The organism is Escherichia sp. MOD1-EC5990 (assembly GCF_002965285.1).
In the GTDB taxonomy this organism is placed as follows: domain Bacteria; phylum Pseudomonadota; class Gammaproteobacteria; order Enterobacterales; family Enterobacteriaceae; genus Escherichia; species Escherichia coli_F.
In genome coordinates this window covers 13,693-26,307 of record NZ_PTRV01000038.1, presented here as the reverse complement: position 1 = coordinate 26,307, position 12,615 = coordinate 13,693, and the positions used below count along the sequence as shown (strand labels likewise).

27 protein-coding genes are annotated in these 12,615 nt (G+C 50.0%); 26 read left to right on the top strand and 1 reads right to left on the bottom strand.

Features of this window, described 5'->3' with window-relative positions:
- From BEB42_RS25035 to bfr, 3 genes are all read left to right on the top strand, one after another.
- Positions 1-96 (top strand): elongation factor Tu (locus BEB42_RS25035; protein WP_072082015.1); only part of this gene is annotated, 96 nt, incomplete at its 5' end.
- Between the two features lie 182 nt (positions 97-278).
- Positions 279-473 carry a bacterioferritin-associated ferredoxin gene (gene bfd / locus BEB42_RS25020; protein ID WP_000289090.1) on the top strand — a complete coding sequence of 65 codons (195 nt, stop codon included), beginning with the start codon at positions 279-281 and terminating at the stop codon, positions 471-473.
- A 72-nt stretch (positions 474-545) separates the two neighbouring features.
- Positions 546-1,022, top strand: coding sequence for a bacterioferritin (gene bfr / locus BEB42_RS25015; protein ID WP_000675515.1), 477 nt, complete (start codon positions 546-548; stop codon positions 1,020-1,022).
- Here the strand turns inward: bfr and BEB42_RS25010 are convergent.
- Positions 1,019-1,486 carry a prepilin peptidase gene (locus BEB42_RS25010; RefSeq protein WP_000340160.1) on the bottom strand — a complete coding sequence of 156 codons (468 nt, stop codon included), beginning with the start codon at positions 1,484-1,486 and terminating at the stop codon, positions 1,019-1,021. The two genes, bfr and BEB42_RS25010, sit on opposite strands and share 4 nt — an antisense overlap.
- Positions 1,487-1,864: 378 nt before the next feature.
- Between BEB42_RS25010 and rpsJ the strand changes: the two genes are divergently transcribed.
- From rpsJ to rpmJ, 23 genes are all read left to right on the top strand, one after another.
- The gene (gene rpsJ, locus BEB42_RS25000) at positions 1,865-2,176 is read left to right on the top strand and encodes a 30S ribosomal protein S10 (RefSeq protein WP_001181004.1); all 312 of its coding nucleotides are present in this window, start codon (positions 1,865-1,867) and stop codon (positions 2,174-2,176) included.
- Between the two features lie 32 nt (positions 2,177-2,208).
- A complete protein-coding gene (gene rplC / locus BEB42_RS24995) occupies positions 2,209-2,838 on the top strand; it encodes a 50S ribosomal protein L3 (protein WP_000579833.1) in 630 nt (209 codons plus the stop codon).
- A 10-nt stretch (positions 2,839-2,848) separates the two neighbouring features.
- On the top strand, positions 2,849-3,454 hold the full coding sequence (gene rplD / locus BEB42_RS24990; protein ID WP_000424395.1) for a 50S ribosomal protein L4: 606 nt from the start codon (positions 2,849-2,851) through the stop codon (positions 3,452-3,454).
- Positions 3,451-3,753 carry a 50S ribosomal protein L23 gene (gene rplW, locus BEB42_RS24985; protein ID WP_000617544.1) on the top strand — a complete coding sequence of 101 codons (303 nt, stop codon included), beginning with the start codon at positions 3,451-3,453 and terminating at the stop codon, positions 3,751-3,753. Before rplD ends, rplW begins: the two co-directional genes overlap by 4 nt.
- Positions 3,754-3,770: 17 nt before the next feature.
- The gene (gene rplB, locus BEB42_RS24980) at positions 3,771-4,592 is read left to right on the top strand and encodes a 50S ribosomal protein L2 (protein WP_000301864.1); all 822 of its coding nucleotides are present in this window, start codon (positions 3,771-3,773) and stop codon (positions 4,590-4,592) included.
- 16 nt (positions 4,593-4,608) lie between these two features.
- A complete protein-coding gene (gene rpsS, locus BEB42_RS24975) occupies positions 4,609-4,887 on the top strand; it encodes a 30S ribosomal protein S19 (protein WP_001138117.1) in 279 nt (92 codons plus the stop codon).
- Between the two features lie 14 nt (positions 4,888-4,901).
- Positions 4,902-5,234, top strand: a complete 333-nt coding sequence (gene rplV, locus BEB42_RS24970) for a 50S ribosomal protein L22 (RefSeq protein ID WP_000447529.1) — start codon at positions 4,902-4,904, stop codon at positions 5,232-5,234.
- 17 nt (positions 5,235-5,251) lie between these two features.
- Complete coding sequence (gene rpsC, locus BEB42_RS24965; protein WP_000529945.1) at positions 5,252-5,953, top strand: 30S ribosomal protein S3; 702 nt, start codon at positions 5,252-5,254, stop codon at positions 5,951-5,953.
- A 12-nt stretch (positions 5,954-5,965) separates the two neighbouring features.
- The gene (gene rplP, locus BEB42_RS24960; protein WP_000941212.1) at positions 5,966-6,376 is read left to right on the top strand and encodes a 50S ribosomal protein L16; all 411 of its coding nucleotides are present in this window, start codon (positions 5,966-5,968) and stop codon (positions 6,374-6,376) included.
- Positions 6,376-6,567 (top strand): 50S ribosomal protein L29, encoded by a 192-nt coding sequence (gene rpmC, locus BEB42_RS24955; protein WP_000644741.1) that lies wholly within the window; start codon positions 6,376-6,378, stop codon positions 6,565-6,567. The genes rplP and rpmC overlap by 1 nt, the downstream gene beginning before the upstream one ends.
- Positions 6,567-6,821: a 30S ribosomal protein S17 gene (gene rpsQ / locus BEB42_RS24950; RefSeq protein ID WP_000130100.1), complete on the top strand. Its 255-nt coding sequence runs from the start codon at positions 6,567-6,569 to the stop codon at positions 6,819-6,821. Before rpmC ends, rpsQ begins: the two co-directional genes overlap by 1 nt.
- Before the next feature lie 164 nt (positions 6,822-6,985).
- Complete coding sequence (gene rplN / locus BEB42_RS24945) at positions 6,986-7,357, top strand: 50S ribosomal protein L14 (protein ID WP_000613955.1); 372 nt, start codon at positions 6,986-6,988, stop codon at positions 7,355-7,357.
- A gap of 10 nt (positions 7,358-7,367) precedes the next feature.
- A complete protein-coding gene (rplX, locus tag BEB42_RS24940) occupies positions 7,368-7,682 on the top strand; it encodes a 50S ribosomal protein L24 (RefSeq protein WP_000729185.1) in 315 nt (104 codons plus the stop codon).
- Between the two features lie 14 nt (positions 7,683-7,696).
- Positions 7,697-8,236 (top strand): 50S ribosomal protein L5, encoded by a 540-nt coding sequence (gene rplE, locus BEB42_RS24935; protein WP_001096200.1) that lies wholly within the window; start codon positions 7,697-7,699, stop codon positions 8,234-8,236.
- Positions 8,237-8,250: 14 nt separating this feature from the next.
- A complete protein-coding gene (rpsN, locus tag BEB42_RS24930; protein ID WP_001118930.1) occupies positions 8,251-8,556 on the top strand; it encodes a 30S ribosomal protein S14 in 306 nt (101 codons plus the stop codon).
- Between the two features lie 33 nt (positions 8,557-8,589).
- Positions 8,590-8,982 (top strand): 30S ribosomal protein S8, encoded by a 393-nt coding sequence (gene rpsH, locus BEB42_RS24925; protein ID WP_000062611.1) that lies wholly within the window; start codon positions 8,590-8,592, stop codon positions 8,980-8,982.
- 12 nt (positions 8,983-8,994) lie between these two features.
- Positions 8,995-9,528 carry a 50S ribosomal protein L6 gene (rplF, locus tag BEB42_RS24920; protein ID WP_000091945.1) on the top strand — a complete coding sequence of 178 codons (534 nt, stop codon included), beginning with the start codon at positions 8,995-8,997 and terminating at the stop codon, positions 9,526-9,528.
- A 9-nt stretch (positions 9,529-9,537) separates the two neighbouring features.
- Positions 9,538-9,891, top strand: a complete 354-nt coding sequence (rplR, locus tag BEB42_RS24915) for a 50S ribosomal protein L18 (protein ID WP_000358960.1) — start codon at positions 9,538-9,540, stop codon at positions 9,889-9,891.
- 14 nt (positions 9,892-9,905) lie between these two features.
- Complete coding sequence (gene rpsE, locus BEB42_RS24910; protein WP_000940121.1) at positions 9,906-10,409, top strand: 30S ribosomal protein S5; 504 nt, start codon at positions 9,906-9,908, stop codon at positions 10,407-10,409.
- Positions 10,410-10,412: 3 nt separating this feature from the next.
- Complete coding sequence (gene rpmD, locus BEB42_RS24905; protein WP_001140433.1) at positions 10,413-10,592, top strand: 50S ribosomal protein L30; 180 nt, start codon at positions 10,413-10,415, stop codon at positions 10,590-10,592.
- Positions 10,593-10,595: 3 nt separating this feature from the next.
- Positions 10,596-11,030 (top strand): 50S ribosomal protein L15, encoded by a 435-nt coding sequence (gene rplO, locus BEB42_RS24900; protein WP_001238917.1) that lies wholly within the window; start codon positions 10,596-10,598, stop codon positions 11,028-11,030.
- 7 nt (positions 11,031-11,037) lie between these two features.
- On the top strand, positions 11,038-12,369 hold the full coding sequence (gene secY, locus BEB42_RS24895; protein WP_001118861.1) for a preprotein translocase subunit SecY: 1,332 nt from the start codon (positions 11,038-11,040) through the stop codon (positions 12,367-12,369).
- A gap of 31 nt (positions 12,370-12,400) precedes the next feature.
- Positions 12,401-12,517 (top strand): 50S ribosomal protein L36, encoded by a 117-nt coding sequence (rpmJ, locus tag BEB42_RS24890; protein WP_000868187.1) that lies wholly within the window; start codon positions 12,401-12,403, stop codon positions 12,515-12,517.
- Positions 12,518-12,615 lie beyond the last annotated feature (98 nt).

Below are 12,615 nucleotides of genomic sequence, written 5' to 3'. Positions count from 1 at the left end.
ATCCACCCGATCGCGATGGACGACGGTCTGCGTTTCGCAATCCGTGAAGGCGGCCGTACCGTTGGCGCGGGCGTTGTTGCTAAAGTTCTGGGCTAATTACACGTTAATTAGTTTCGAATTAAAAAGGGCGCTTCGGCGCCCTTTTTGCTGCCCGTAATTTGAGCTCGAAATATTTAGTCGTAATTTCACTCGCTGAACTATGGCGCAAATTAAACTGTGCTATTGTAATCATAACCATTCTCATTTACACTTTGCGCAGAATTTGAACGGGAGCAATCATGTACGTTTGTTTGTGTAATGGTGTAAGTGACAAAAAAATTCGCCAGGCAGTCCGTCAGTTTCATCCGCAATCTTTCCAACAATTGCGTAAGTTTATTCCTGTGGGAAATCAATGCGGTAAGTGCATTCGCGCCGCGCGCGAAGTGATGCAGGACGAGTTGATGCAGATGCCAGAATTTAAAGAGATTGCCTGAAGCCCACGCTTATTTTTTGACATCCCGCTAGCCCCATCTACGCTCTAATAGTGGAAGCGGAGGGACTATAAAATGAAAGGTGATGTTAAAATCATAAATTATCTCAATAAACTATTGGGAAATGAGCTTGTCGCAATCAATCAGTATTTTCTCCATGCCCGGATGTTTAAAAACTGGGGCCTGATGCGTCTCAATGACGTCGAATACCATGAATCTATTGATGAGATGAAACACGCTGATAAATATATCGAGCGTATTTTGTTTTTAGAAGGAATCCCTAACTTACAGGATTTAGGCAAACTGGGGATTGGTGAAGATGTCGAGGAGATGCTGCAATCCGACCTGCGATTAGAACTGGAAGGCGCGAAGGATCTCCGTGAGGCTATCGCGTATGCCGACAGCGTTCATGACTATGTTAGCCGTGATATGATGATCGAGATCCTTGCCGATGAAGAAGGTCATATTGACTGGCTCGAAACTGAGCTGGATCTCATCGGTAAAATCGGTTTACAAAATTACCTGCAATCACAAATAAAAGTTAAAGATTAACGGCCTGCCAGCAAACTATCCCAGCCTACAACGAAACCCGCAGCCGCCAGAAATGGCCCAAACGGCAGCGGGTTTTTTAATGAATCTTTTCCTCTCATGAGCAGACCAATAACTACGGCTCCGCAAGCGAATGAGGCAGCAAGGAAAACCAGTCGTGGCAAGAAGGTCCATGTATGCCAGGCACCAAGGGCGGCGAGAAACTTCACATCACCATAGCCTAATCCTTCTTTATGACGCAGTATGCGATACCCCCAGTAAATGACAGCGAATGTGCCGTAACCAATAATCGCCCCCCATAACGCATAGGCTAAACCGTCAGGATTACAAACCTGATAGAACAAAAGACCTGACCAGAGTAACGGGCACGTAAATCTGTCAGGTAACAAGCCATGCTTTGCATCCCAGAAAAAAAGTAGGGCTGATAAACAAGCGTACAAAATCAGAAAGGGAAGGGTAGCGTCCATAAAACATCCTCTGTAATTGGAGTATCACCATCGAATAACTCCGGATGCTCAGCAACGGAGAAATCGCTGATTTGTTAACCTGGTTCCGGTGAAAAACGCTATCTTCACAACCTTACAAATTTCGTGGAATACAGCTCGCAATCTGCGCGTTGCGATTAATTTCTACCCGATGCTTGCGTCTGGCTCAGATTTGCGTATAATGCGCGGGCTTGTCGTAGTTGACAGCAGGTTCAATCTGAACCTCAGTTAGCCGAATTTGGCTACCTAACAATGCTCCCAATCGGGGAGCTACGTAAGAACGGTTACACTCTCCCATCAATCGTAATGGGTCTGAGGAGTAATCATTTTCGTTTATAAAATAATTGGAGCTCTGGTCTCATGCAGAACCAAAGAATCCGTATCCGCCTGAAAGCGTTTGATCATCGTCTGATCGATCAAGCAACCGCGGAAATCGTCGAGACTGCCAAGCGCACTGGTGCGCAGGTCCGTGGTCCGATCCCGCTGCCGACACGCAAAGAGCGCTTCACTGTTCTGATCTCCCCGCACGTCAACAAAGACGCGCGCGATCAGTACGAAATCCGTACTCACTTGCGTCTGGTTGACATCGTTGAGCCAACCGAGAAAACCGTTGATGCTCTGATGCGTCTGGATCTGGCTGCCGGTGTAGACGTGCAGATCAGCCTGGGTTAATCAGGTCATTGAGCGATTGAGAGGTTGAAACAATGATTGGTTTAGTCGGTAAAAAAGTGGGTATGACCCGTATCTTCACAGAAGACGGCGTTTCTATCCCAGTAACCGTAATCGAAGTTGAAGCAAACCGCGTTACTCAGGTTAAAGACCTGGCTAACGATGGCTACCGTGCTATTCAGGTAACCACCGGTGCTAAAAAAGCTAACCGTGTGACCAAGCCTGAAGCTGGCCACTTCGCTAAAGCTGGCGTAGAAGCTGGCCGTGGTCTGTGGGAATTCCGCCTGGCTGAAGGCGAAGAGTTCACTGTAGGTCAGAGCATTAGCGTTGAACTGTTTGCTGACGTTAAAAAAGTTGACGTAACTGGCACCTCTAAAGGTAAAGGTTTCGCAGGTACCGTTAAGCGCTGGAACTTCCGTACCCAGGACGCTACTCACGGTAACTCCTTGTCTCACCGCGTTCCGGGTTCTATCGGTCAGAACCAGACTCCGGGCAAAGTGTTCAAAGGCAAGAAAATGGCAGGTCAGATGGGTAACGAACGTGTAACCGTTCAGAGCCTTGACGTAGTACGCGTTGACGCTGAGCGCAACCTGCTGCTGGTTAAAGGTGCTGTCCCGGGTGCAACCGGTAGCGACCTGATCGTTAAACCAGCTGTGAAGGCGTAAGGAGATAGCAATGGAATTAGTATTGAAAGACGCGCAGAGCGCGCTGACTGTTTCCGAAACTACCTTCGGTCGTGATTTCAACGAAGCGCTGGTTCACCAGGTTGTTGTTGCTTATGCAGCTGGTGCTCGTCAGGGTACTCGTGCTCAGAAGACTCGTGCTGAAGTAACTGGTTCCGGTAAAAAACCGTGGCGCCAGAAAGGCACCGGCCGTGCGCGTTCTGGTTCTATCAAGAGCCCGATCTGGCGTTCTGGTGGCGTGACCTTTGCTGCTCGTCCGCAGGACCACAGTCAAAAAGTTAACAAGAAGATGTACCGCGGCGCGCTGAAAAGCATCCTGTCCGAACTGGTACGTCAGGATCGTCTGATCGTTGTCGAGAAGTTCTCTGTAGAAGCGCCGAAAACTAAGCTGCTGGCACAGAAACTGAAAGACATGGCTCTGGAAGATGTGCTGATCATCACCGGTGAGCTGGACGAAAACCTGTTCTTGGCTGCGCGCAACCTGCACAAGGTTGACGTACGCGATGCAACTGGTATCGACCCGGTTAGCCTGATCGCCTTCGACAAAGTCGTAATGACTGCTGATGCTGTTAAGCAAGTTGAGGAGATGCTGGCATGATTCGTGAAGAACGTCTGCTGAAGGTGCTGCGTGCACCGCACGTTTCTGAAAAAGCGTCTACTGCGATGGAAAAATCCAACACCATCGTACTCAAAGTTGCTAAAGACGCGACCAAAGCAGAAATCAAAGCTGCTGTGCAGAAACTGTTTGAAGTCGAAGTCGAAGTCGTTAACACCCTGGTAGTTAAAGGGAAAGTTAAACGTCACGGACAGCGTATCGGTCGTCGTAGCGACTGGAAAAAAGCTTACGTCACCCTGAAAGAAGGCCAGAATCTGGACTTCGTTGGCGGCGCTGAGTAAGTCGGAGGAGTAATACAATGGCAGTTGTTAAATGTAAACCGACATCTCCGGGTCGTCGCCACGTTGTTAAAGTGGTTAACCCTGAGCTGCACAAGGGCAAACCTTTTGCTCCGTTGCTGGAAAAAAACAGCAAATCCGGTGGTCGTAACAACAATGGCCGTATCACCACTCGTCATATCGGTGGTGGCCACAAGCAGGCTTACCGTATTGTTGACTTCAAACGCAACAAAGACGGTATCCCGGCAGTTGTTGAACGTCTTGAGTACGATCCGAACCGTTCCGCGAACATCGCGCTGGTTCTGTACAAAGACGGTGAACGCCGTTACATCCTGGCCCCTAAAGGCCTGAAAGCTGGCGACCAGATTCAGTCTGGCGTTGATGCTGCAATCAAACCAGGTAACACCCTGCCGATGCGCAACATCCCGGTTGGTTCTACTGTTCATAACGTAGAAATGAAACCAGGTAAAGGCGGTCAGCTGGCACGTTCCGCTGGTACTTACGTTCAGATCGTTGCTCGTGATGGTGCTTATGTCACCCTGCGTCTGCGTTCTGGTGAAATGCGTAAAGTAGAAGCAGACTGCCGTGCAACTCTGGGCGAAGTTGGCAATGCTGAGCATATGCTGCGCGTTCTGGGTAAAGCAGGTGCTGCACGCTGGCGTGGTGTTCGTCCGACCGTTCGCGGTACCGCGATGAACCCGGTAGACCACCCACATGGTGGTGGTGAAGGTCGTAACTTTGGTAAGCACCCGGTAACTCCGTGGGGCGTTCAGACCAAAGGTAAGAAGACCCGCAGCAACAAGCGTACTGATAAATTCATCGTACGTCGCCGTAGCAAATAATTTTAGAGGATAAGCCATGCCACGTTCTCTCAAGAAAGGTCCTTTTATTGACCTGCACTTGCTGAAGAAGGTAGAGAAAGCGGTGGAAAGCGGAGACAAGAAGCCCCTGCGCACTTGGTCCCGTCGTTCAACGATCTTTCCTAACATGATCGGTTTGACCATCGCTGTCCATAATGGTCGTCAGCACGTTCCGGTATTTGTAACCGACGAAATGGTCGGTCACAAACTGGGTGAATTCGCACCGACTCGTACTTATCGCGGCCACGCTGCTGATAAAAAAGCGAAGAAGAAATAAGGTAGGAGGAAGAGATGGAAACTATCGCTAAACATCGCCATGCTCGTTCTTCTGCTCAGAAGGTTCGCCTTGTTGCTGACCTGATTCGCGGTAAGAAAGTGTCGCAGGCTCTGGATATTTTGACCTACACCAACAAGAAAGCGGCTGTACTGGTCAAGAAAGTTCTGGAATCTGCCATTGCTAACGCTGAACACAACGATGGCGCTGACATTGACGATCTGAAAGTTACGAAAATTTTCGTAGACGAAGGCCCGAGCATGAAGCGCATTATGCCGCGTGCAAAAGGTCGTGCAGATCGCATCCTGAAGCGCACCAGCCACATCACTGTGGTTGTGTCCGATCGCTGAGACTCTGGAGACTAGCAATGGGTCAGAAAGTACATCCTAATGGTATTCGCCTGGGTATTGTAAAACCATGGAACTCTACCTGGTTTGCGAACACCAAAGAATTCGCTGACAACCTGGACAGCGATTTTAAAGTACGTCAGTACCTGACTAAGGAACTGGCTAAAGCGTCCGTATCTCGTATCGTTATCGAGCGTCCGGCCAAGAGCATCCGTGTAACCATTCACACTGCTCGCCCGGGTATCGTTATCGGTAAAAAAGGTGAAGACGTAGAAAAACTGCGTAAGGTCGTAGCGGACATCGCTGGCGTTCCTGCACAGATCAACATCGCCGAAGTTCGTAAGCCTGAACTGGACGCAAAACTGGTTGCTGACAGCATCACTTCTCAGCTGGAACGTCGCGTTATGTTCCGTCGTGCTATGAAGCGTGCTGTACAGAACGCAATGCGTCTGGGCGCTAAAGGTATTAAAGTTGAAGTTAGCGGCCGTCTGGGCGGCGCGGAAATCGCACGTACCGAATGGTACCGCGAAGGTCGCGTACCGCTGCACACTCTGCGTGCTGACATCGACTACAACACCTCTGAAGCGCACACCACTTACGGTGTAATCGGCGTTAAAGTGTGGATCTTCAAAGGCGAGATCCTGGGTGGTATGGCTGCTGTTGAACAACCGGAAAAACCGGCTGCTCAGCCTAAAAAGCAGCAGCGTAAAGGCCGTAAATAAGGAGCGTCGCTGATGTTACAACCAAAGCGTACAAAATTCCGTAAAATGCACAAAGGCCGTAACCGCGGTCTGGCGCAGGGTACGGATGTTAGCTTCGGCAGCTTCGGTCTGAAAGCTGTTGGCCGTGGTCGTCTGACTGCACGTCAGATCGAAGCAGCACGTCGTGCTATGACCCGTGCAGTTAAGCGTCAAGGTAAGATCTGGATCCGTGTGTTCCCGGACAAACCGATCACTGAAAAGCCGCTGGCAGTGCGTATGGGTAAAGGTAAAGGTAACGTGGAGTATTGGGTTGCCTTGATTCAGCCGGGTAAAGTCCTGTATGAAATGGACGGTGTTCCGGAAGAGCTGGCCCGTGAAGCATTCAAGCTGGCAGCAGCGAAACTGCCGATTAAAACCACCTTTGTAACTAAGACGGTGATGTAATGAAAGCAAAAGAGCTGCGTGAGAAGAGCGTTGAAGAGCTGAACACCGAGCTGCTGAACCTGCTGCGTGAGCAGTTCAACCTGCGTATGCAGGCTGCAAGTGGCCAGCTGCAACAGTCTCACCTGTTGAAGCAAGTGCGTCGCGATGTCGCACGCGTTAAGACTTTACTGAACGAGAAGGCGGGTGCGTAATGACCGATAAAATCCGTACTCTGCAAGGTCGCGTTGTTAGCGACAAAATGGAGAAATCCATTGTTGTTGCTATCGAACGTTTTGTGAAACACCCGATCTACGGTAAATTCATCAAGCGTACGACCAAACTGCACGTACATGACGAGAACAACGAATGCGGTATCGGTGACGTGGTTGAAATCCGCGAATGCCGTCCGCTGTCCAAGACTAAATCCTGGACGCTGGTTCGCGTTGTAGAGAAAGCGGTTCTGTAATACAGTACACTCTCTCGATACGAATAAACGGCTCAGAAATGAGCCGTTTATTTTTTCTACCCATATCCTTGAAGCGGTGTTATAATGCCGCGCCCTCGATATGGGGATTTTTAACGACCTGATTTTCGGGTCTCAGTAGTAGTTGACATTAGCGGAGCACTAAAATGATCCAAGAACAGACTATGCTGAACGTCGCCGACAACTCCGGTGCACGTCGCGTAATGTGTATCAAGGTTCTGGGTGGCTCGCACCGTCGCTACGCAGGCGTAGGCGACATCATCAAGATCACCATCAAAGAAGCAATTCCGCGTGGTAAGGTCAAAAAAGGTGATGTGCTGAAGGCGGTAGTGGTGCGCACCAAGAAGGGTGTTCGTCGCCCGGACGGTTCTGTCATTCGCTTCGATGGTAATGCTTGTGTTCTTCTGAACAACAACAGCGAGCAGCCTATCGGTACGCGTATTTTTGGGCCGGTAACTCGTGAGCTTCGTAGTGAGAAGTTCATGAAAATTATCTCTCTGGCACCAGAAGTACTCTAAGGAGCGAATCATGGCAGCGAAAATCCGTCGTGATGACGAAGTTATCGTGTTAACCGGTAAAGATAAAGGTAAACGCGGTAAAGTTAAGAATGTCCTGTCTTCCGGCAAGGTCATTGTTGAAGGTATCAACCTGGTTAAGAAACATCAGAAGCCGGTTCCGGCCCTGAACCAACCGGGTGGCATCGTTGAAAAAGAAGCCGCTATTCAGGTTTCCAACGTAGCAATCTTCAATGCGGCAACCGGCAAGGCTGACCGTGTAGGCTTTAGATTCGAAGACGGTAAAAAAGTCCGTTTCTTCAAGTCTAACAGCGAAACTATCAAGTAATTTGGAGTAGTACGATGGCGAAACTGCATGATTACTACAAAGACGAAGTAGTTAAAAAACTCATGACTGAGTTTAACTACAATTCTGTCATGCAAGTCCCTCGGGTCGAGAAGATCACCCTGAACATGGGTGTTGGTGAAGCGATCGCTGACAAAAAACTGCTGGATAACGCAGCAGCAGACCTGGCAGCAATCTCCGGTCAAAAACCGCTGATCACCAAAGCACGCAAATCTGTTGCAGGCTTCAAAATCCGTCAGGGCTATCCGATCGGCTGTAAAGTAACTCTGCGTGGCGAACGCATGTGGGAGTTCTTTGAGCGCCTGATCACTATTGCTGTACCTCGTATCCGTGACTTCCGTGGCCTGTCCGCTAAGTCTTTCGACGGTCGTGGTAACTACAGCATGGGTGTCCGTGAGCAGATCATCTTCCCAGAAATCGACTACGATAAAGTCGACCGCGTTCGTGGTTTGGATATTACCATTACCACTACTGCGAAATCTGACGAAGAAGGCCGCGCTCTGCTGGCTGCCTTTGACTTCCCGTTCCGCAAGTAAGGTAGGGTTACTAAATGGCTAAGCAATCAATGAAAGCACGCGAAGTAAAACGCGTAGCTTTAGCTGATAAATACTTCGCGAAACGCGCTGAACTGAAAGCGATCATCTCTGATGTGAACGCTTCCGACGAAGATCGTTGGAACGCTGTTCTCAAGCTGCAGACTCTGCCGCGTGATTCCAGCCCGTCTCGTCAGCGTAACCGCTGCCGTCAAACAGGTCGTCCGCATGGTTTCCTGCGGAAGTTCGGGTTGAGCCGTATTAAGGTCCGTGAAGCCGCTATGCGCGGTGAAATCCCGGGTCTGAAAAAGGCTAGCTGGTAATTGTCACCAATTGAATCACGGGAGTAAAGACAGATGAGCATGCAAGATCCGATCGCGGATATGCTGACCCGTATCCGTAACGGTCAGGCCGCGAACAAAGCTGCGGTCACCATGCCTTCCTCCAAGCTGAAAGTGGCAATCGCCAACGTGCTGAAGGAAGAAGGTTTTATTGAAGATTTTAAAGTTGAAGGCGACACCAAGCCTGAACTGGAACTTACTCTGAAGTATTTCCAGGGCAAAGCTGTTGTAGAAAGCATTCAGCGTGTCAGCCGCCCAGGTCTGCGCATCTATAAACGTAAAGATGAGCTGCCGAAAGTTATGGCGGGTCTGGGTATCGCAGTTGTTTCTACCTCTAAAGGTGTTATGACTGATCGTGCAGCGCGCCAGGCTGGTCTTGGTGGCGAAATTATCTGCTACGTAGCCTAATCGGAGGAAAAAATGTCTCGTGTTGCTAAAGCACCGGTCGTTGTTCCTGCCGGCGTTGACGTAAAAATCAACGGTCAGGTTATTACGATCAAAGGTAAAAACGGCGAGCTGACTCGTACTCTCAACGATGCTGTTGAAGTTAAACATGCAGATAATACCCTGACCTTCGGTCCGCGTGATGGTTACGCAGACGGTTGGGCACAGGCTGGTACCGCGCGTGCCCTGCTGAACTCAATGGTTATCGGTGTTACCGAAGGCTTCACTAAGAAGCTGCAGCTGGTTGGTGTAGGTTACCGTGCAGCGGTTAAAGGCAATGTGATTAACCTGTCTCTGGGTTTCTCTCATCCTGTTGACCATCAGCTGCCTGCGGGTATCACTGCTGAATGTCCGACTCAGACTGAAATCGTGCTGAAAGGCGCTGATAAGCAGGTGATCGGCCAGGTTGCAGCGGATCTGCGCGCCTACCGTCGTCCTGAGCCTTACAAAGGCAAGGGTGTTCGTTACGCCGACGAAGTCGTGCGTACCAAAGAGGCTAAGAAGAAGTAAGGTAACACTATGGATAAGAAATCTGCTCGTATCCGTCGTGCGACCCGCGCACGCCGCAAGCTCCAGGAGCTGGGCGCAACTCGCCTGGTGGTACATCGTACCCCGCGTCACATTTACGCACAGGTAATTGCACCGAACGGTTCTGAAGTTCTGGTAGCTGCTTCTACTGTAGAAAAAGCTATCGCTGAACAACTGAAGTACACCGGTAACAAAGACGCGGCTGCAGCTGTGGGTAAAGCTGTCGCTGAACGCGCTCTGGAAAAAGGCATCAAAGATGTATCCTTTGACCGTTCCGGGTTCCAATATCATGGTCGTGTCCAGGCACTGGCAGATGCTGCCCGTGAAGCTGGCCTTCAGTTCTAAGGTAGAGGTGTAAGATGGCTCACATCGAAAAACAAGCTGGCGAACTGCAGGAAAAGCTGATCGCGGTAAACCGCGTATCTAAAACCGTTAAAGGTGGTCGTATTTTCTCCTTCACAGCTCTGACTGTAGTTGGCGATGGTAACGGTCGCGTTGGTTTTGGTTACGGTAAAGCGCGTGAAGTTCCAGCAGCGATCCAGAAAGCGATGGAAAAAGCCCGTCGCAATATGATTAACGTCGCGCTGAATAACGGCACTCTGCAACACCCTGTTAAAGGTGTTCATACGGGTTCTCGCGTATTCATGCAGCCGGCTTCCGAAGGTACCGGTATCATCGCCGGTGGTGCAATGCGCGCCGTTCTGGAAGTCGCTGGGGTTCATAACGTTCTGGCTAAAGCGTATGGTTCCACCAACCCGATTAACGTGGTTCGTGCAACTATCGATGGCCTGGAAAATATGAATTCTCCAGAAATGGTCGCTGCCAAGCGTGGTAAATCCGTTGAAGAAATTCTGGGGAAATAAACCATGGCAAAGACTATTAAAATTACTCAAACCCGCAGTGCAATCGGTCGTCTGCCGAAACACAAGGCAACGCTGCTTGGCCTGGGTCTGCGTCGTATTGGTCACACCGTAGAGCGCGAGGATACTCCTGCTATTCGCGGTATGATCAACGCGGTTTCCTTCATGGTTAAAGTTGAGGAGTAAGAGATGCGTTTAAATACTCTGTCTCCGGCCGAAGGCTCCAAAAAGGCGGGTAAACGCCTGGGTCGTGGTATCGGTTCTGGCCTCGGTAAAACCGGTGGTCGTGGTCACAAAGGTCAGAAGTCTCGTTCTGGCGGTGGCGTACGTCGCGGTTTCGAGGGTGGTCAGATGCCTCTGTACCGTCGTCTGCCGAAATTCGGCTTCACTTCTCGTAAAGCAGCGATTACAGCCGAAGTTCGTCTGTCTGACCTGGCTAAAGTAGAAGGCGGTGTTGTAGACCTGAACACGCTGAAAGCGGCTAACATTATCGGTATCCAGATCGAGTTCGCGAAAGTGATCCTGGCTGGCGAAGTAACTACTCCGGTAACTGTTCGTGGCCTGCGTGTTACTAAAGGCGCTCGTGCTGCTATCGAAGCTGCTGGCGGTAAAATCGAGGAATAAGTAGCAGATGGCTAAACAACCGGGATTAGATTTTCAAAGTGCCAAAGGTGGCTTAGGCGAGCTGAAACGCAGACTGCTGTTTGTTATCGGTGCGCTGATTGTGTTCCGTATTGGCTCTTTTATTCCGATCCCTGGTATTGATGCCGCTGTACTTGCCAAACTGCTTGAGCAACAGCGAGGCACCATCATTGAAATGTTTAACATGTTCTCTGGTGGTGCTCTCAGCCGTGCTTCTATCTTTGCTCTGGGGATCATGCCGTATATTTCGGCATCGATCATTATCCAGCTGCTGACGGTGGTTCACCCAACGTTGGCAGAAATTAAGAAAGAAGGGGAGTCTGGTCGTCGTAAGATCAGCCAGTACACCCGCTACGGTACTCTGGTGCTGGCAATATTCCAGTCGATCGGTATTGCTACCGGTCTGCCGAATATGCCTGGTATGCAAGGCCTGGTCATTAACCCGGGCTTTGCATTCTACTTCACCGCTGTTGTAAGTCTGGTCACAGGAACCATGTTCCTGATGTGGTTGGGCGAACAGATTACTGAACGAGGTATCGGCAACGGTATTTCAATCATTATCTTCGCCGGTATTGTCGCGGGACTCCCGCCAGCCATTGCCCATACTATCGAGCAAGCGCGTCAAGGCGACCTGCACTTCCTCGTGTTGCTGTTGGTTGCAGTATTAGTATTTGCAGTGACGTTCTTTGTTGTATTTGTTGAGCGTGGTCAACGCCGCATTGTGGTAAACTACGCGAAACGTCAGCAAGGTCGTCGTGTCTATGCTGCACAGAGCACACATTTACCGCTGAAAGTGAATATGGCGGGGGTAATCCCGGCAATCTTCGCTTCCAGTATTATTCTGTTCCCGGCGACCATCGCGTCATGGTTCGGGGGCGGTACTGGTTGGAACTGGCTGACAACAATTTCGCTGTATTTGCAGCCTGGGCAACCGCTTTATGTGTTACTCTATGCGTCTGCAATCATCTTCTTCTGTTTCTTCTACACGGCGTTGGTTTTCAACCCGCGTGAAACAGCAGATAACCTGAAGAAGTCCGGTGCATTTGTACCAGGAATTCGTCCGGGAGAGCAAACGGCGAAGTATATCGATAAAGTAATGACCCGCCTGACCCTGGTTGGTGCGTTGTACATTACCTTTATCTGCCTGATCCCGGAGTTCATGCGTGATGCAATGAAAGTACCGTTCTACTTCGGTGGGACCTCACTGCTTATCGTTGTTGTCGTGATTATGGACTTTATGGCTCAAGTGCAAACTCTGATGATGTCCAGTCAGTATGAGTCTGCATTGAAGAAGGCGAACCTGAAAGGCTACGGCCGATAATTGGTCGCCCGAGAAGTTACGGAGAGTAAAAATGAAAGTTCGTGCTTCCGTCAAGAAATTATGCCGTAACTGCAAAATCGTTAAGCGTGATGGTGTCATCCGTGTGATTTGCAGTGCCGAGCCGAAGCATAAACAGCGCCAAGGCTGATTTTTTCGCATATTTTTCTTGCAAAGTTGGGTTGAGCTGGCTAGATTAGCCAGCCAATCTTTTGTATGTCTGTGCGTTTCCATTTGAGTATCCTGAAA